This window comes from Acinetobacter sp. DMC2 (assembly GCF_056314305.1).
In genome coordinates this window covers 323,797-343,933 of record NZ_JBQUYP010000006.1, presented here as the reverse complement: position 1 = coordinate 343,933, position 20,137 = coordinate 323,797, and the positions used below count along the sequence as shown (strand labels likewise).

15 protein-coding genes are annotated in these 20,137 nt (G+C 36.3%); 8 read left to right on the top strand and 7 right to left on the bottom strand.

Translation table 11 applies throughout. The features are described 5' to 3' along the window. Positions 1–108: 108 nt before the first annotated feature. The 3 genes from mdlC to ACT53H_RS14955 are packed head-to-tail and all read left to right on the top strand — an operon-like array spanning position 109 to position 4,578. Positions 109–1,692: a benzoylformate decarboxylase gene (gene mdlC, locus ACT53H_RS14965; protein WP_476009542.1), complete on the top strand. Its 1,584-nt coding sequence runs from the start codon at positions 109–111 to the stop codon at positions 1,690–1,692. 30 nt (positions 1,693–1,722) lie between these two features. Continuing rightward, a complete protein-coding gene (dld, locus tag ACT53H_RS14960; RefSeq protein ID WP_476009541.1) occupies positions 1,723–3,414 on the top strand; it encodes a D-lactate dehydrogenase in 1,692 nt (563 codons plus the stop codon). Between the two features lie 42 nt (positions 3,415–3,456). Next, complete coding sequence (locus ACT53H_RS14955) at positions 3,457–4,578, top strand: alpha-hydroxy-acid oxidizing protein (protein WP_161282241.1); 1,122 nt, start codon at positions 3,457–3,459, stop codon at positions 4,576–4,578. A 242-nt stretch (positions 4,579–4,820) separates the two neighbouring features. Here ACT53H_RS14955 and ACT53H_RS14950 read toward each other — a convergent pair whose 3' ends face one another. The 4 genes from ACT53H_RS14950 to ACT53H_RS14935 form a co-directional block, all read right to left on the bottom strand. Continuing rightward, complete coding sequence (locus ACT53H_RS14950) at positions 4,821–6,119, bottom strand: carbohydrate porin (protein ID WP_476009540.1); 1,299 nt, start codon at positions 6,117–6,119, stop codon at positions 4,821–4,823. 55 nt (positions 6,120–6,174) lie between these two features. After that, positions 6,175–7,686, bottom strand: a complete 1,512-nt coding sequence (gene iaaH / locus ACT53H_RS14945; RefSeq protein WP_476009539.1) for an indoleacetamide hydrolase — start codon at positions 7,684–7,686, stop codon at positions 6,175–6,177. Positions 7,687–7,780: 94 nt separating this feature from the next. Next, on the bottom strand, positions 7,781–8,503 hold the full coding sequence (locus ACT53H_RS14940) for a helix-turn-helix transcriptional regulator (RefSeq protein ID WP_103236671.1): 723 nt from the start codon (positions 8,501–8,503) through the stop codon (positions 7,781–7,783). 264 nt (positions 8,504–8,767) lie between these two features. Next, entirely contained in the window at positions 8,768–10,096 is a 1,329-nt protein-coding gene (locus ACT53H_RS14935; RefSeq protein WP_249666736.1) for an MFS transporter, read from the bottom strand. A gap of 348 nt (positions 10,097–10,444) precedes the next feature. On the opposite strand from ACT53H_RS14935, the gene ACT53H_RS14930 reads away from it, so the two are divergent. After that, positions 10,445–11,335, top strand: coding sequence for a LysR family transcriptional regulator (locus ACT53H_RS14930; protein ID WP_062848894.1), 891 nt, complete (start codon positions 10,445–10,447; stop codon positions 11,333–11,335). 561 nt (positions 11,336–11,896) lie between these two features. Here the strand turns inward: ACT53H_RS14930 and ACT53H_RS14925 are convergent. The 3 genes from ACT53H_RS14925 to ACT53H_RS14915 form a co-directional block, all read right to left on the bottom strand. Continuing rightward, positions 11,897–12,472, bottom strand: a complete 576-nt coding sequence (locus ACT53H_RS14925) for a DUF2147 domain-containing protein (RefSeq protein WP_103236673.1) — start codon at positions 12,470–12,472, stop codon at positions 11,897–11,899. A gap of 12 nt (positions 12,473–12,484) precedes the next feature. Beyond that, positions 12,485–13,693, bottom strand: coding sequence for a transporter (locus ACT53H_RS14920; RefSeq protein ID WP_476009538.1), 1,209 nt, complete (start codon positions 13,691–13,693; stop codon positions 12,485–12,487). Between the two features lie 107 nt (positions 13,694–13,800). Then, on the bottom strand, positions 13,801–14,832 hold the full coding sequence (locus ACT53H_RS14915; RefSeq protein ID WP_407967001.1) for an AraC family transcriptional regulator: 1,032 nt from the start codon (positions 14,830–14,832) through the stop codon (positions 13,801–13,803). Positions 14,833–15,381: 549 nt separating this feature from the next. Here ACT53H_RS14915 and ACT53H_RS14910 point away from each other — a divergent pair. From ACT53H_RS14910 to ACT53H_RS14895, 4 genes are all read left to right on the top strand, one after another. Then, entirely contained in the window at positions 15,382–16,203 is an 822-nt protein-coding gene (locus tag ACT53H_RS14910) for an alpha/beta fold hydrolase (protein ID WP_005131667.1), read from the top strand. A gap of 68 nt (positions 16,204–16,271) precedes the next feature. Then, complete coding sequence (locus ACT53H_RS14905; protein WP_272309188.1) at positions 16,272–17,105, top strand: alpha/beta fold hydrolase; 834 nt, start codon at positions 16,272–16,274, stop codon at positions 17,103–17,105. 15 nt (positions 17,106–17,120) lie between these two features. Beyond that, positions 17,121–18,692: an FAD-dependent oxidoreductase gene (locus tag ACT53H_RS14900; protein ID WP_476009537.1), complete on the top strand. Its 1,572-nt coding sequence runs from the start codon at positions 17,121–17,123 to the stop codon at positions 18,690–18,692. 10 nt (positions 18,693–18,702) lie between these two features. After that, on the top strand, positions 18,703–20,091 hold the full coding sequence (locus ACT53H_RS14895) for an amidohydrolase family protein (RefSeq protein ID WP_062848779.1): 1,389 nt from the start codon (positions 18,703–18,705) through the stop codon (positions 20,089–20,091). The last annotated feature ends 46 nt before the right edge of the window (positions 20,092–20,137 follow it).

Here is a 20,137-nt window from a genome sequence, read left to right as displayed (position 1 = left end):
ACTTATGAATATAGATAGTATCTATAATTTATAATAATTATTATTCATTTGATCTATATTTTTATAGCTTCTAAGATTAATTCATAATATCGCAAGCAAGGAACTATAGTGAAAACAGTCCACCAATATACTTATGACATTTTAAGAAAAAACAATATTAAAGTCGTGTTTGGTAACCCTGGCTCAAATGAGCTTCCTTTCTTAAAAAATTTCCCTGCTGATTTTCAATATATTTTAGGTTTACATGAAGGTGCTGTAGTCGGGATGGCTGATGGTTATGCTCAGGCTACAGGTCAGCCAGCATTTGTTAATCTGCACTCAGCTGCCGGCACGGGAAATGCAATGGGAGCATTGAGTAACGCGTGGAATTCACATACTCCTTTAGTGATTACCTCTGGACAGCAAAACCGAGCGATGATGGGTGTAGAACCACTCCTAACCAATTTAGAAGCAACATTGTTACCGAAACCATTAGTGAAATGGAGCCACGAACCTGCTAGTGCGCATGAAGTGCCTCACGCTATTACGCGTGCCATTCATTTATCTAAAGCTGAAGCAGCCGGTCCTGTTTATGTTTCAATTCCTTACGATGATTGGGATGTGCAAGTAAATGAACAGAATGAACATTTATTAGAAAAAGATGTAATCAGCTCACAATGTCTATCTGCAAAAGATATAAATGCTATTGCAGAGCAGATCAATCAGGCTAAAAGGGTAGCTCTCGTATTTGGCACAGATGTCGACAGATTGAATGCTAATGACAGTGCAATTAAATTTGCGGAAACTTTAAATGTGCCTGTGTGGGTCGCTCCATCTTCTCCACGTTGTCCATTTCCAACTACTCACGCGTATTATCAAGGGATCTTACCTGCAAGTATTGATGGTATTGCAAAGATATTCGAACAATATGATCTCGTTTTAGTATTTGGTGCACCAGTATTCCGTTATCACCAATATGAACCAGGTAAATATTTAGGCAATCAAACTAAGCTCATTGCATTAACTTGTGATGTACAAGAAGCAGCCCGAGCAGCTATGGGTGTTTGCTATGTCGGCGATTTAGAAGATAGCTTAATACGCTTATGCGATCAGGTTGAAACAAAAAAATCACAGGTTATTTCCCGTAAGAAAAATGAATTGGCTGCACCGAGTCAGGGAAATTACATTCAATCTGAACGATTATTTGATTTGATCAATTCATTGGTGCCAGATAATGTTATTTTTGCGAATGAATCGACCTCAACTAATGGAATATTGTGGGAACGTTTAAATATTACAGGACAGGGTAGCTACTTCTTTGCTGCTGCAGGTGGCCTTGGTTTTGCTATGCCTGCTGCAGTTGGCATCCAGTTGGCTCAGCCAGAACGACGAGTGGTTGGAATCATTGGTGATGGTTCAGCAAATTATAGTATTACGGCTTTATGGACAGCAGCACAATATAAAATTCCTGTCATTTTCCTAATTTTGAAAAATGGCACTTATGGTGCGTTACGTTGGTTTGCAGGTGTATTAAAAGCTGACAATGTACCAGGAATGGATGTTCCTGATATTGATTTTACCCAAATTGCTAAGGGATATGGTGTCGATGCGTATAGCGTTCGAAGCGATCAGGATTTTGTTGAGACCTTCCAAAAAGCTTTGAAAGCAGATCATCCAGTGTTAATCGAAGTAGTAACAGCTGATTGTAAATAAGTCAGTGAATTATGTGTAGGGAGTATCACAATGCAAAATAGGGGTTGGATAAGAGAATTTCAGAGTATATTGAAATCACACCAAATCTTAACCGATGAAATTGCAAAGTCTCCCTACTTAAAAGGGTTTAGAGTCGGGAAAGGTGAAGCAGTTGCTGTGTTGATTCCTGACACTTTATTGGAACTTTGGTACATATTAGAAAAATGCGTTAAACATGATCTGATTATGATCTTACAAGCTTCTAATACGGGAGTTACGGGTGGATCCACTCCTGACTCTAATGACTATGATCGTGATGTTGTGGTGGTAAGTACAAAAAAATTAAAAGGCTTGCAGTTGCTCGAAGACGCAACGCAAGTGCTTGCGTTTCCGGGAACAACATTAACCGAACTGGAAAATGCTTTGAAACCATTCAACCGTGAGCCCCATTCAGTGATTGGTTCATCTTGTATTGGTGCATCTGTGATTGGAGGAATATGTAATAATTCGGGTGGATCTTTGATTCATCGAGGGCCAGCTTATACGGAAAAATCCTTGTTTGCTCAGATTGATGCCGAAGGAAATTTAAAATTAGTCAATCATTTGGGTATCGACTTAGGAGAAAGCCCTGAAGAAATTTTCAAGAATTTAGAAAACCAAACTTATATAACAAAACAAAATGAAGCATGGCAGGGGCGAATTTGGGCAGAAAATTATGCTGAAAATTTAAGAGATACCACTTCGCCCACACCGACACGCTATAATGGAAATCCCGAATATTTACATGAAAGTTCTGGTTGTTCGGGCAAACTGGCCGTCTTCGCTGTACGTTTGCCAACTTTTCAAGCTGCTGCTGAAACGGCTACCTATTTGATTGGTAGCAATGATGAATTACAGTTGATTCATTTACGCAAATACTTATTAGCAAATTTATCCGAGCTACCAAGTCAGGCTGAATATATCCATAAAAATGCTTTTGAACTAACGCAACGCTATGCCAAACACATGTACAAAGCGATTGATCTCTTGGGTGCAGGTAAAATTCCCGAATTATTTGCACTTAAAGCGAAAGTCGATGGTTTTTTTAAACGTACGTCTATTTTACCCAATAATTTTTTAGATCGTTTTATTCAAATATTTAACCGTTTGACACCTTCATGGATTGAGCCGCGATTGAAGCAGTTTCACGCTCAATATGAGCATCTGCTTATGCTAAAAATAGATATAAAAAATAATGAAGAGACTCAGCAACAATTACTAAAGTTCTTTTCAGGTCAATCAGAACAATTTATCCAATGTAATAAAAAAGAAGAAAAAAATATATTCCTGATTCGATTTGCTGTTGGTGGATGCATTATCTATTACGCAGATAGTCAAGGAATTGATCCGAATCAACGTTTGGTTTCCTTTGATGTTGCCTTTAGACGCAATGATGAGCAATGGTTAATTAACTTACCTCAGCATTTGCAAGATCAAGTGCAGATGGAAAGTTGTTGTGGACATTTTTTCTGTTTTATTTGTCATCAAGATTATTTGCTCAAAGAAGGAGTAGATGCACACCAGTTCAAAGAGGAAGTACTGACTTATTTGGAGCTGCGAGGTGCAAAATATCCTGCAGAGCATAATGTTGGGCATCTTTATCAAGCATCACCTGAGTATCAGGCACACCTCAAACAAATCGATCCGACCAATACTTTAAATCCAGGAATTGGTAAAACCAGTAAAAATAAGTATTGGCACTGAAAATTCAAAATAGTAGTCACTTATCATGAAAAGGAGAATATCTTGTCTCGAAAGCTGATTAATGTAGAAGATTATCGACTTCAGGCAAAGCGAACGTTGCCGAGGATTATTTTTGATTATCTTGAAGGTGGAGCCGAAGATGAAAAAGGTTTAAATCATAACCGTACTATATTTGATCAGTTTCGATTAAAACCTAAGCGACTCGTTGACATTAGTCAGCGCGATATTTCCTGTAAAATTTTCAATAAAAAATGGGATGCGCCGTTTGCAATTGCACCTACAGGACTGAATAGTTCACTTTGGCCGCATGCTGATAGCATACTTGCGAAAAGTGCAGCGAAAGCCAATATTCCTTTTATGCTATCCACTGCTTCAAATATGTCTATTGAAGCAGTTGCTAAAAGCTGTGATGGAGAAAAATGGTTTCAGTTATATGTCGTACATCAAGAACTTGCTGTGAAAATGGTGCAAAGAGCTTTAAGTGCAGGTTATACAACTTTAATTATTACGCTGGATGTAGGGGTAAATGGCTATAGAGAACGTGATATTCGAAATGGATTTGCTATACCGTTAAAATTTTCACCGAGTTTGATTTTGGATGGAATGATGCATCCTAGTTGGTCGTTACGTTTTCTCTCGCAGGGCATGCCTAAATTAGCCAATTTTGAATCCTCAGAAGCACATAGCTTAGAAGTACAAAATGCCTTACTCAAGAGGCAGATGGATACTACTTTTAATCTAGAAAGTTTGAAAAAAATACGTGATCTCTGGCCTCATACGTTATTGGTAAAAGGTCTTGTACGTCAGGAAGATGCGTTAAAGGCAATAGAAGCGGGGGCTGATGGAGTGATCTTATCGAATCATGGTGGACGTCAGTTAGACTGTAGTATTTCACCGATGGAGAGTTTATTTGAGGTTTCTCAAACCATTGAGCAGCCTGTTCTTATAGATAGTGGCTTTAGAAGAGGTTCTGATATCGTTAAAGCATTATGTCTAGGTGCAAATATGGTGTGTTTAGGGCGTGCAACATTATATGGTTTGGCTGCAAATGGTGAGGCGGGTGTAGATGATGTGATCCAGCTGCTCAAGCAAGATGTAGACCGAACATTGGCTCAAATTGGCTGTCCTAGCGTAAGTCAATTGAATAAAGAATATATTACCTAATATTAATTAACATCATCTTAACTATATGAAGATGGGCTAGTTTGAATATGCTTGTTATTTTGTACTAAAGTCGCTTTTGAATTCTATTTCTATACCAGTTTTAGAGCTGGTTTTTTTTCTAAAAGAAGAAAGGTATTAAGCCAAAACAAGACGGAAATTACTTTTAATAACTTATATTAGAGCGGAATCAACTCTACTAATAGAATTGATTCCACTAGAACATATACCTTTTACTTATTTGCTTAAAGCCCTAAACGTCCACCTAGGTTATAAACAATTTGCAGTCCTACAACTGCACCGTCTTTATTAGGTTTTGCGGTAGGGTTGTAGAAATTGCTCGGGTTAAAAATATATTGAATACTTGGTTCAACCGCTAAATAATTAGTAGCTTGCCAATGCATATTTAATTCAACACGAGATTCTCCTCGTGAAGTATTCTGGTCAATGCCAGTAGCATCCAGTCTTTGTTGTGTTTGGAATTCAGCTTGTTTCTCGGATAATCGTAAATAGCTTGCTTTCAAATTTACCGAATCTTGAAGGCGTCCAAAGGGACCAATCCTAGAAATACCAGCTTCAATAAATTGTTGGAATGGCTGAAATTCGTCAGCATTCCAAGACCAAGCACCAAATACTTGCCATGCTTTATCTAGGTCTTTCGAGGTTGGATTATCATTATAAATGGTTTGATTAAAGCGAAAGAGAATACCTTTACTGTTATGTTCTTTCCCACTATCACTATCAACTTGTTTAGCACTATTAGAAAATACATTTAATTCATATTTGTGTGGTAAAGGATTTTGGGCGATTGTCTCTTGGTGACCGATACCGAATAAGCTTGTTGCCTTACTTGATTCATCTAAGCCCCACTGCAAGCCGTTAGTTTTATTTGCATAATCTTGCGGGGTGGATTCAAATACACCACCATGAGTATAAAATCCATTATCCATTTTATACTTTGAATAAGCTCCCCAACTACCATAAGGGTATGGAAGAATACCGGTTGTATACATAAATAGTGGATCATTACATGCAATCATAGCGCCACAACTGGAGATATAGAAATATCGTTGAGCGTTGGTTCGACCCAAGGTGATTTGTAAGTGGTCATCTAACAGCATTTGATTGTACGCAAATAAGGAAAGGTATCCTGTAGAATCAATATCATTATGTAGTGTTGCACCAGCAAATGCGCTTCCTGCTGCACCTTGCCATTTGGTTGATGATTGCAAACCTGTGTTATGGAGCCAAGGGAAGAAAGTGTATTCAAATTGCAGAGTACCAGCATCATTACCCATTAATTTCCCCAAATTGAGGTCGGCACCGGTAAATATTGCTCCAGCATTAGCAAAAGAATGTGGACGTGGACCTGTATCAAGATTTCCAACTGTTTGATTAGTAATTACAACATGAGGTTTAAATACTTCATCATCTGCATTGGCATTATTAATGCTTGCTGATAAAAAACCACCTGCGAACAATAAAACAATACTTAAATAACGATGTGAAAATAAATTGTCCGTAACATAATTAACTGTTTTCATAATTTTTCCCTGAATAAGATTACAGCGTGAAAAGCTCTGGGTTTAGTAATTAAACTCAATGAGCAATTTCAGGAATTGGACTAGGACCCCAAATAGATTCTAGGGTTTTAGCGATAGAGAGAATTTCTGCATCCTTGCCGGGCAGTCCGTCAATTTCCATGCCGACAGGAAGTTGGGTTTTTGGTCCTAACCCTACAGGGATACTGATCCCTGGCATGCTGACATTGCTGCTTGGATCAGTATTGCGAATGATTCTAAGAAAATGCTCAGGTGTTCCTACTTCAGGACCTGTTTTAATTGCAACTTCTGGAACTGTCGGGAACAGTAATCCATCAATTTTATTTTCTTCGAAGGTAGTCTTATAAAGTTTGGCCAGTTTAGGCAGTCCTTCCTTGATTGCCTTTTTATAAACGGGTTCTGCGGAAGTCATCTTCCCATCTTTGCCTGGAATCTTCACAGGCATTACCATGTTATGAAAAATACCTTGAACATCAGGACTAGAAATTTGAGTTACCATTTGATCAAGGGTAATTCCAGTCTTTTGTTCTTTCAGATAATTCTTAAGGGCTTTTTTTGCTTCTACGATAGCAACAGGCGTTGCTACTGTTGCTACTAAACTTTGAATTTCAGGCATTTTAACTGGTACAACTTCAACACCAGAAGCTTTCAGTGCTTCAATTGCATCATTTGCTTTAATACGGACATCATCATCTAGATTTGCCCAAAAAAAGTCGGGTAGCCCTAGTCTGATTTTAGAGGCAGGTTTAGCGGGTAATGGTGATTTTCCGCTCATAATTGAATCAAGCAGAATTACATCACTAACGGTGTTAGCCATGGGGCCAGCAGTGTCACGTGTCGTTGAAATAGGAGTAATTCCATGTCCACTATAACGACCTACCGTTGGTCTAAATCCAACGCATCCATTGAGTGCACAAGGTTCACGAGTTGAGCCGCCTGTGTCAGTACCAACTGCGATTGGTACCATACGTGCACCTAATGCTGCAGCATTACCTGAAGATGACCCACCAGCGATACGGCTTTGATCAAACGCATTTCTTACACCGATAACACCAGAAATATGATAAGCCGTATTGTAACCAGTCGCACCAAAAGCTAATTCATGCATATTGGTTTTGCCGATGACAATAGCCCCAGCTTTCAATAATTGATTAATGATAGGAGCATTGTGTGTTGGTTTAAAGTTGCGTAATGCTGGTGTGCCTGCAGTATTTGGGAAACCAACGACCTGAATATTGTCTTTAATCGCAACTGGCACACCTTCTAATGGGCGGCACGAACCGCCATTAGCAAGTCGAGCATCAATTTTTTTAGCTTCATTCACTGCATATTGTTTATTTATTGTGATAAAAGCATTCAGTTGAGGTCTGTCTTCGATTCGTTTACCCCAATATTTCACAACCTCTTCGCTAGAAATCTTTTTATTACAAATAGCTTGAGCAGTTTGCTCTGCACTCAATGTATAAAGAGGAGGTAGTGTTTCAGCTCTTGATATATTTGATACTGTTGATGTAATTGCAAATGTCAAAAGTGGTATCATTTTAGACATTTTGAGTCCCTCAGATTAATGCGACACCGCCGTGGTATCGTTATCTGATTTACCCATAAAAATGATTTTCAACACATCCTCAAAAATGATGAGTTTAACAACGCATCAAACCACGAATTGCTAAATCAGTTCTATTACTAGCTCCAGTTTTATGCATTGCATTCTTTAAATGTGTGCGTACGGTGGTGAACTCAATTCCCATCAATCGTGCGATTTCTTTATCACTACAACCTTTTGCGACATGTTCTACTACTGAAATTTCACGTTGTGTCAGTTTAGTAGGCCTTGGTGAAATAGCCGATAACGACTCTTCAAAATAAGGAGTTAATGCATTAATAAGCATCAAATCTTTTATATCAAAAGGTGGTTGGTCAGCACTCCGCCAAATTCTTAAGTCACCAATATCATGATTCTGACTAACAAAGAAAACATTCATACCATGGTGCATGCCACATGGTTTAAGAAACTCATTATAATGTTCGCTAACTTCAAGTATTTTTCTATCAATGAGATTATCAACACAAGCGGCTTTACGGTGTTCTCTCATTTTCCGTGTGACAAAGTCACTAATATATAAATGACTTTCATATTCTTGAATCATTTTAGAGTCAATATTAATTGAAATACCTTTGGTAGACCTTGCTTGATGGCAGTCATAGATATGAGATGCCCCAAAATCTGATTTGAGTAATTTGGTAATATCAATGAGTATTTGTTGTCGCATATTTTCATGACTACTTTCTGATTTTCGTAGGCGCCATATGATTTCAGAAAATAGATCTAATTCTTTATTTGTTATTTCCAATTTGCTAGACATTAAAAGAACTCCCTTCTATCGTGGAACAAAAAATGCCTATTTAATTCAAGCATTTTTCATACCAATATCTAGATATTGATAACTTTTTATTACTCGTGTCCTTTATGCTTACTATTTTTAGATAGATTTATACAAACAAAGTAGTAAAGAGTTTTATTGCCAAATTTAACGGAAGATAGCTGTATTTTAAATTTAGATTATCTCTGTCAATCCTTCGCAAAAATAATCTAAATTTAGGGGGCATCTGAAAAAGTAGTAAAGAATTTAACTCTTCACTGCCTGTTGTATTGCGGAAGATTTGCGATGTTTAAACAAAGCAATTGAAATAGCGCCAATAATGCCAGGAATAGAAAAGACCATAAAATTCTGTTCAAATGGCAGATTGACAGCTAAGAGAAAACCACCAAACAACGGACCTGAAATGGCACCAAAACGTCCCATGGCTGCTGCAAAACTCACACCTGTTGAACGCATATTGGTAGGGTAGAAGTCTGCTGCCAAGGCATGTATGACTGCCATTGTGCCTACAGTAGCTCCACCTGCAATAATAAGAAGAAGTGTTAAGAGGATTGCTGGTGGATGAAATCCTAGACAACTAATGGAAATAATAGAAAGCAAATATCCTAAAATCAGCGCTTTTTTAGTCCCAATTTTATCTGCAATAATGCCAAAGATAAGAGTTCCTAAAATAGCGCCAATATTTAAAGTTACTAGAAAAGAAATACTCGAACCTAAAGAATAGCCTCCGACATTCATTAATTTTGGCAGCCATGTATTAAGGCCGTATACCATTAACATGACCATGGCGAAACCGCACCAGATTAATAATGTTCCTAAACCTTTTCCTTCTGTGAACAGACCAATTACAGGGATCTTTTGTGAAGGGGGAGTTAAATCAACTACATATTGCATTTCTGGTTGATGTTGATGCAGTGGATTGAATTTTTCTAACGTTTTGACAACATCAGCTTGACGATTTTTATGTATTAAATAGCTAATCGATTCAGGAAATGTTTTATATATAAACGGAATAACAAAAATGAATAAGCCTGCTACCCAAAATGTAATTTGCCATCCAAAACGTGGGATAAAAAATAAGCCAGATATACCCGAAAGTATTGCACCTACACCGTAAAATGAAAGCATTAAGGTAATTAGACGATTACGATGGGTATTGGGTGACATTTCTTTGATGATGGTAACTAAATTAGGTACGGCACCGCCCAAACCTATTCCAGTGAATAAACGACATATAAAGAAAGTCTGAGTATTGTGTGCAAATCCATTCAGTGCTACGGCAATGCTAGCTAAAATAACACAACATATAATGATGTTTTTACGACCAAACTTATCTGCGGCCATTCCTAATGTTACGGCACCAATCATCATACCCATTAATGACGCTGCACCAAGCAGACCTGCTGTTTGAGGCGATAAGGCCCACTCTGTCATTAAATGAGGTAAGACAGAACCATAAATAACGAGGTCATATCCATCAAATAACATAATGATAGAGCACCAAAATACGAGTAGTTTATGGTGTTTATTTAGAGTAGTTCGGTCAATGAGACCTATTGCATTTACCTTTTGCATAGATTCCTTCCTTAATTAAATTTCCATTTAAAATTAATGTTTTATATAGCTTTCCTGCTATTTAATAAATTAAATATATTCGGTTTAATATGAGTTTATTGATATAGTAATTATTGATCAAATGAATAAAACATATTATTGTATATTAGCTATGTCTATAATGGTGTGTAAAATACAGTTTGAAAAATATTAAATTAATAGAATTCAGTAGTTTATGTTTTTGAAAATGTAGATCAAAGTTGTTTAAGATCATAGGGAATTATATAGAGGCAAGTCTGATGACTTGATTTTAGTGATAATTTAATGATTGTTAGTTAAATCCAAATTTTATATTTCGAAGTATTCATTATGATTGATCTGAATTTGGTTAAAATCTTTATTACGATTTATGATACACGTAGCGTAAGTGTTGCTGCGGAGCGTTTAAATATTACCCAACCTTCTGTAAGCCATAATCTGGCTCGCCTAAGACACATTTTCAAAGACCAACTGTTTAACAGAACTAAAGAAGGGATGATCCCCACAGCATATTCTGTTCAATTATATGAATCTTTAAATCAACCTTTAATAGATATAGAAAATACCATTAGTGAAGTGACCAATTTTGATATCACAAATAGTGAACGGTGTTTTAAAATTGCATTAACCGATATTGGTGGACTTTATTTTTTACCTAAAATTTATGAAAAATTAGATAAAATTGCCCCTAATATTTCATTGGAAGTCGTGAGTATGGACATGAATAAGCTCACTGACTGGCTAATTACAGGTAAGATTGATGCTGCAATTTGTAATAAAAATTTAGAAGATCGAAATATTAATACGCTAAAGCTTTTTCAAGAAAAGTATGTTTGTTTGGTTAGTAACAATATTAAACTAGAGAACAATGAATTAACTTTACAGCAATTCTTAAAGGAAAATCATGCAATTGTTTCAGCCTCAACTGGACATAATCTAGTTGAAAATTATTTGAATAAAAAAGGATTACGTCGAAAAATTAAGCTAAGAGTACCTCAGTTTAGTATCCTCAATGAGCTTATTGAAAAGCATAATTTAATTGTAACAGTACCAGAGAGAATCAGTCTCTTTTTTGAGTCAAATAAAAATATCAACATTTATGATGTGCCATTTGAATTACCAGAATTTGATATCACTTTACATTGGTATAAAAAATCAAGTGATATTGCAGCACAAAAATGGTTTATAAAATTTTTACAGGACACTTTAAGAAATATATAAATTAATATTGCATATTTTATTATAATTTGGATATAGATGATATTTCTTCGTTAAATAAGAGTGCAGCAGAACTCAACATTCAAAGTTGAGCTGAACTTAATAGTCGAGTGATGACTAAAGAAGTGAAGATATTTAATCTATTAAATCAGGGAGCAGTGTCAAGTTCAGCTAAGTTTCAGTGTCGCGTTTACTTTTAATATTAATGAGCTTGAGAATCATGAGCGTAGTGTATGATGAGTAGGGATTATCAATTAAATTCAGGACCAATTAAGAGCATAAAGTCTAAGTAGGGACAGGCTGTAAATGTATAAGCAGAATATAGTAGTCTCAATTTTAAAATGAGAGATAAAGAAAATTTAAATATATTTTGGAGCTTTATGTTAATTGAAAAATATAATATTTTCAGCAGACTATCAAGCTGAATTTTGTCAGAGAATAATTTAAAGAGGTTCAGAACGAACGGTAATGGTTTTTGAAGAAAATAGATTTGAATAACATTTCACTGTGAATATATTTAATAATTAAAAGAGAGTAAATACTCTCTTATTATTTTAACTTATATTAATCAGCTCTAATCCAAGTTTGACTTCGTCCCAAAAGTGAAATACCTATATAGCCACGAAGTATTATTTTTTTACCGTTTGAGCTCATTGTAATTTTACCTTTATATATATTTCCAGAGGCAGGATCAAGGATTTGGCCGTTAATATATTCATTTTTAACTTTGGGATTTATAATAAAATTAGATAATATATTTAATCCAATCATGGGTTTATTGTTTAAATCACCTTTGCAATTAACACACTTATCAAATTTTGGTGAACTCCCATTTGGTAAATTATAAATTTTTTCAATTTTTCCAGAATAGCTATTATCACTATTTTTATTAATATTAACAACTGCCCTAGGAGTTCCTGTTTTATCGTCAATAGTTTTCCATTTACCAACGATGTCACTAGCCCAAGTATTAGAAATACAAATTAAAAATAAAAAAAACAATATTAGAAAATTATTTCTAAACTTTGTTGATCTATTTATTAAAGTTTCCTGGGCTTTAATTAATGTCTCAAATGGTGATGATTTCTTGAGAAGAATTTCATTTTTGAACATATTAGGCTTAATATTTATAATATTCATTTATAGTGTTCCTTAAAACTTATAACCTATTTTTAGACCATAAGCCCATGCTGTGTTATTACTAAAATAAGCATCTGAGTTATTTGTGCCAAAGTCAGCAGCAGACTGAGCTCTAGCATCTCCTAACCAAAAATGTTTTACACCTAAGGCAATATCGTAATTGGGTTGAGGGCTAAATTTAAAACCAACACCGACATTCCAGTAACCTTTTGTTGGCCCTAATGTTGTAATCGGATCACCAGCACCACTATCCCAACCTACAGACAAGCTTCCTCCCCAATGATCGTTTAACTTACGTCCCAATCCAACGTTTGCTGAAATCTGATCTTCATAATAAGTAACTAAATCTATTCCTTTACCCATCACTTGTTGTGTTGTTTTGTATAATTTGGGAGGAGAGATTTTATTCTTTGACCATTCCACCCAACGTACATTTGCAAATGCAACAGTATCAGCCATGATTCCTGATTGCAGGTCTAAATTAATGCTTTGAGGTGTAGTTACAGTTGAAGGTGATACGTCAGTACCAAAGTCGGTGACACCATATACTGGATGTCTCAGTGCTAGTGATTCCGTCATTTTTACATCATGATCGATTTCGGAACGATAGGTTAGTGATGTTTTTAATGCAATTTCAGGAATTGAGTAAGCGAAGCCTGCTAACCAACCTGTACCCAATTTCTCAGAAGTTGTCATGTCATATTTTAACCACATATATCCTGCACCACGGACATGAGTTTCACCTTTTACAGTTTGTAAGACTGGGCCTGCATAGAAATTCCAATTTTCATTTGGTTGATAGCCGACAATTGTGCTTAAGTTTTGTGTGGTCACTTTAGCACCAGTACTTGCATCACCTTCAGTATAGGCTGGTAATTTTTGTATGGGATAAAGTGAGTCTGAACCAAAAGGGTGATCGTATAAAAAACCAATTGAGAAATGATCTGTAAGCTGTAACTTGAGAGCCGCAGATGGTGCAATATAGTGATTGGCAATATTACCTGTATCCATATTTGCAGCTGCGCTTAATCCACCTTTATTAAAATCAGAGTCAATTTTTCCAGATACATTTGGATCAAGCACATTTATTCCTGCTTCAAAATAATGATTAGGTTGCAAGAATGCTGCAACACTTTGGGTCGTGCGTTCCATTCCAGCCCCTAAAGTTAAGCTAAATGGGAAAATGGTTAAACTAGTACCGATAAAAAAACTTTTGTTCATCTTAATTCCTTAAATTCCATTTTAATTAAGCCTTATTCCTAAAGACTTAGAATGAAGTCTAAGTTATTACAAAATAAAAAAATGGTTGAATAGTCTCAATTGAATAGTTAAATAGTCTCATTATGTTTGTTTTGCCATTGTTTAGGTGTCATACCAAAGCATTGCTTAAAATATTTAATAAAGTTGGAAGGGTGGCTAAAACCTAGATAATAAGCAAGTGAGCTAATTGACCCTCTATTTTGTATAAGATATTTACTTGCAAAATCCATACGTACGTATTGTATAAGATCTTCGTAATTGGTTTCATGTTCTTGTAATTTTCTAAAAAAAGTACTTCGTGAAATATATAAAAGCTTAACAAAATCTTTTGTATTTAGTGGTTTGTTGATGTGACTGTAAATAAGACCAAGTACCTGAAATATCCAATTTTTTTTTATACTATTAAACACCTTGAAATCATACTCAGCTTGCTTTATTAATTGGTAAAATTCAGATTCTTTTTTATTTATAAGGGATTTTTTTTCAAGATTTATTATTGGGATAATAAGTCGAGTCTCGGGTTTGTTCCAGTCGATTGAACATCGTAAAAAGTTTAATTTCCGAGAGTACACAGGTGTTGGAAATTCAAATTCTAGCTGTAATCCTTTTATATCGTAAAAATTAGTTAATAATCGAATTATTAGAATACTAAGGACTTCTTGGCTATATTGATTGAATTGATATGTATCACCAAGAGGAATCATTTTACGGTAGTGGATGATAATTAGTTGATCTTGTTGCTCAACCTTAAACCAAATTGTAGGGTCAATTAAAAGACTATATCTCTCTAAGATATGAAGGGCATCAGCAAGTGTTGGGCTATATTCTAATAATTTCCCAATTATACCTAAATGGTGTAGTTGTATATATTTACCTACTTTTATTGATAGTTCATCTGAAGATAATGCTGTTATACAATTTAATGTTAAAGTATTTAACTCTGCATATGTTAGTTTAAAATGCTTATTGCGTAAATCATCTAGTGAAAGATCTAAATTTGAAAAAATATCTTCATAAGAAATATGCTCTTGTAAGCAAAGTTCCACAATTGTAAGAGGAATATACGTTGGCAAAAAAGATTCATAAAATTTAAATTGCATGGTTTTCTTCCTTTTTACTAAATTTTACTTAGCACTTAAAATACTTACACAATCCTTCTTGAATTTTAAGTGTTTGATTAAAAATAACTTATTAATTAGGGGTGGAATAATTTTATCTTTTTTGTGGTATCGGGCATACTTGGTTTAATTTAAACGTATCTTATATACCATTCCAAATTCTTAATTCCACCTTCTAATTTTGCAGGCAATTAGTCTCTTGTGTATATGAGTTAACCTGAATATTGGATACAATGTAACCGTTATGTATGAAAAGTACAAGCCTTGCATAAGTCTTGGTATTAAATTGACTTGTATTTAGTTTGATAAAATATCGCCATGACTATGTTGGGTTGTAAGATTTGACATATAAAGTAAATAAAATTTTATATTATATAATTGATTAATAAAGTATTTATTCCTGTTTCTAAGTAAATTTCATTTTTTTAATTATTAATTCTTTATTTTAGAAAGTCTGATTATTTTTCATTCTTTTATTGACATTAAATATTTATGGATACATAGTATCCATAAATATTGTGAGTATATATCATGAACAATTGGGCTAAACCGCAAAAAGACTCAAGGTTTGTAGTAGTTGATGGTTTGCGAATTCATTACAAGCTAAAAGGCAAAGGCTCTGTAATCTTAATGCTTCATGGGAGTGGATCTTCTTTACAAGGAGTTGAAGAAGTTGCATTACTTTTGTCAAAGTCTTTTACAGTGATTTGGCTTGATCTTCCTGGGTTTGGGTTAACAGGACCACGTCCCGATCATGATTATCGTATTGAGACATATGTTTCAACCATAGCAAGATTTATGGAGGTATTGAAATTTAGTAAATATAGTTTAGTGGGAAATTCGCTAGGCGGAAATATTACGTGGAATCTGGCATTGAAACATCAATATAAACTTAATGGAATTGTGTTGATCAATGCGACAGGTTATCCAGAAAAGAACATTCCTTCAGGGCTTCGTTTGGCACGCAATCCTTTTTTTAGACCTTTATTACGATTGTGGCTACCGCGTATTGCAACTGAGCGTAATCTTAAATCGATAGTTGGTTCTACTTCTACAATTGTGAATAAGGCGATGGTTGACAGAGTGCATGGTTTGATGTCGTTGCCTGGTAACCGTTCTGCTTTTATTGACCTTATGAATACTGATCAAAAAGATTGTAGTGTTGAAATTCGTGAAATTACAGTGCCCACACTTGTATTAAGAAGTAAATCTATTAATGGTCAAAATTTTTCAAAAGATATTTCCGGTAGTCGGGAATTAGTACATACGCATGCAGGGCATTTACTGCCTGAGGAGGACCCAGCATGGGTTGCTGACTCTATTGAAAAATTTCTGAATAATTTAAAAAAATAACGAGAGGCAGAAAATAAATCATGAAGTACTTTGTCTTAAAAAGCGAAAATCATCGCCTGAATGAAAAGATGCGAACTGCTCTGCGTGGAAATTATATTGAACTATCTGATGGTGTGACTCATTACGAGCTCTTAGGTCCGGAGAATGGACAGCTTATTGTGTTTGTTGGTGGTCTTACAGTGCCTTTATTTTATTGGGATAAAATTATTTCGATTTTACATATAGCTGGATTTCGTACGTTAACGTATAGCTCTTACGGGCGGGGGTATTCAGATCGGATTCGTAACACTAGTTACGATGATACTTTATTTATACGACAGATAAGTGAATTGATAAAAGCCCTTGCCTTAGCTGATGGCTTTCACATTGTGGGTGCCTCTATGGGTGCTCTAGTTGCTATGGGGTACGTAAACCAAAATGCTGATGCTATTTCATCATTAACAGTAGCTGGGCCTGCTGGACTTGCTAAAAAACCGATTGCATTACGATTGTTGCAATCTAGTAATTTACTTGCCGGAGTAATTGCTAAGAATTTTGGAAGTAAGTGGCTTTCACTACATGAGAGTAACGACTTAGGGGATCAAACCCATGCTGCAGTTCTCTCAAATATGTTACTTGACGCATATCGGTTTGAAGGTTCTCTCCATGCAGTTTTCGATACTGTACAGCACTTTGGACTATTTAATCGGGCTGCTCTATATCAACGTATGTCTGAATTAAAAATACCTACTATGTTGATTTGGGGAAAAGAGGATCGAGTAACTCCAATTGACAGCCTAGAGAATGCTTGTCTTCTTCTACAACCAAAGCAGTGTCATGTACTTGACTGTGGCCATATGGTGCCTTTTGAACGCTCGAATGAAGTTGCAAGATTTATCCAATTGTTTGTAAATAATTTATAGTATTAGGAATATATCATGAGTGAAAAAACTAAAGAGCATCTAATTGATGTGCTCATCGTTGGTGCGGGTCCAGCTGGTATGGCACTTGCAATAGATTTAAAGCGCCGTGGGCTTAACATCCGTGTTGTAGATAAAGCTTCAGCCAGCTTTGATGGATCAAGAGCAAAAGGCATTCAGCCGAGAACGTTGGAGATTTTTCAGGATCTAGGTTTAGTGAATGAGGTACTTCAAGCAGGCAATGCATATCCGCTTCTTGGTGTTCACCTTGGCCCATTTACAATTCCTTGGCGAATGATGTCCAATCGATCACGTTCATCGGATGTACCTTTTCCAAACACATTATTGATCCCGCAGTTCAGCACAGATGCTGTATTACATACACGATTTAAGTCGTTAAATGGCGTGGTTGAGTTTGGTAAACAATTCGTTTCTCTAAGCCAGACAGATGATTACGTAACTGCTGAAATTAAGAGAGAGGATGGGGCAGTAGAAGAAATTACTGCACGTTATATGGTGGGTGCAGATGGTGGTTCTAGCAAAGTACGTCAGCAGTTAGGTATTAAGTTTACTGGATCAACTTTTGAAGAAGATCGAATTATCATTGTTGATGGTGTGACAACGGGTTTATCTCGTAACCGATGGCATATTTGGCCTGGGAAAAGTGGGCAATTTATTGCTGCATGCCCACTACCAAATAGTGATTTATTCCAATGGATGATACGTTTAGCACCTGAAGAGCATCCTGAACTTGAATTAGATGCTATTAATGCACGTATTCAAAAGCGGATAGGTAATTTGAAAGTCGTACTACATCACGTGCAATGGAAGTCGGTTTTTAGACCTAATATTCGGATGGCAGAAAAATATCGAAGTGGTCGAGTCTTTCTTGTAGGTGATGCAGGGCATGTGCATACCCCAGCTGGTGCACAAGGACTGAATACAGGTATTCAAGATTCGTACAATCTAGGTTGGAAAATTGCTCAGGTGTTGGCAGGTACAGATAATAGTCTACTTGATAGTTATGAAGCAGAGCGTTGGCCTATAGCAGCATCTGTACTGGCATTATCAACCAAAAAATATGATGGCATTGCTAAGCTTGATCCTTCCAGTATTAAACGTGGTAAAGATGAGTCACAACTATCATTAACATATCGTAATGGCCCACTTGCTTTAAATGATCGCACTTTTAATTCAAAAATACATGCTGGGGATCGTGCTCCAGATGCGGACCTAACTGCTGTACATGGTGGACAAATCCGTTTATTTGATACTTTTCAGGGCCCACATTTCACGCTTATTGGTTTTGGTGAAAAAACTGCTCAAGTAGTCAAAGATTTTGCATGGCCTTCTAAAGGGGCTAATTTAAAACGCTTACTTATAAATGTCGATGATTCACATAGTGCTGATTATGTATTGAAAGATACAAAGCGAACATTTAGTAAAGCATATGGTGTATCTGCAGATACTGTAATGTTAATTCGACCTGATGGTTATATTGGCTATATAGCAACCTCGAATATGCAAGATAACTTAAAAGCTTATATTAAGAAAATAGCACCGCTAAATAGCGGGTTGCTCATCATTTAGAGTAAAGCAAATGAATCGAATATTATTACGCGGCTCAACGGTTATTACCATGGCGCAAGATAGACCAGACTTTGAACGTATTGATATTTTGGTAGAAAATGGACGCATCACGAGAATGGAACCTATGTTAGAGATTCCTGACGTTGAGGTGTTTGATTTTACTGGACGAATACTTATACCAGGTCTTGTTAATGCACACTTACATAGTTGGCAGGCGGCATTAAGATCTGTAGGAGCTGATTGGACATTATTAGAATATCTTGCGCAAGCACATGCTGGATTGGCACAGCACTACACACCAGAGGATATGCGAATCGCTGCACGTGCTTGTGCCTTAAATCAAATTAACTGTGGAACAACTACATTAGGCGACTGGTGCCATAATGTGCAAACAAAAGAACATGCCGATAGTACGATTCAAGGATTGATTGAGTCAGGGATTCGTGGCGTTTTTTTACATGGTATGCCGCATAAATTTAGACAATCTGAACATCCAATGCAGGAAGTTGATCGATTATTGCGAGGCCCAATAGCAGCTCATGATTTATTAACGTTGGGAATCGCAATTCCAGGCCCTCAATACTCAAAAAAGGAAATAGCATTGGCTGATTTTCGAGGAGCTCGTGAACGCGATATTATTGTTTCGATGCATCAAAGTGGCGGTAAGCCTGGTGAAGCATGGGAAGCTGTACGAAATGCCAATTTGATTGGGCCGAAAACCAATATTGTGCACGGCAATGAAATTCCTGATGATTGGTTGAAGATATTTGTAGATGCGGGTGCTAGCTTTACTTCTACTCCTGAGAATGAGTTGGGACAAGGGCATGGTTTTCCCATCACAGGTCGGCTTTTAAGTTATGGATCGGCTCCGTCACTTGGTACTGATGTCGATACTGTTCTGTCAGGCGAAATTCTCACCGCAGCACGTATAGCTTTGGCTCAACAACGTGGACTTGACCATGAACAGCAGAGACAAACTACAGGGCTTTTTTCTCCAAAGCCAACGATCTCAAGTAAGCAGGCACTTTCTTGGGCAACAACAGAAGGGGCACGTGCGCTTGGACTTTCTGATCGTATAGGAAGATTAGAGGTTGGGATGCAAGCAGATATTGTTGTAATAGATGCTCAGGCTATTAATTTGTGGCCAGCTCATGACCCGATTGCTACGGCTTTGCAAGCTAGCATTGCCAATATAGAAGCTGTAATGATCGCAGGTCAATGGCGTAAACGTGATTACAAATTATTAGATGCAAGTCTCAATTTAGTAAAAGAACAATTATACGAGTCAGGGCAGCGCCTTGTTGGCGTAATGCAATCACAAACAATGATGGCGCGTTTACGCAATAAAGTCATTAATCACGTTGTTCACAGAACGTTAATAAAACAAAGCCGTTCTTAAAAATTTTTTAAATTAAAAACTGCATAATTTTTTATGTACTCTGAAG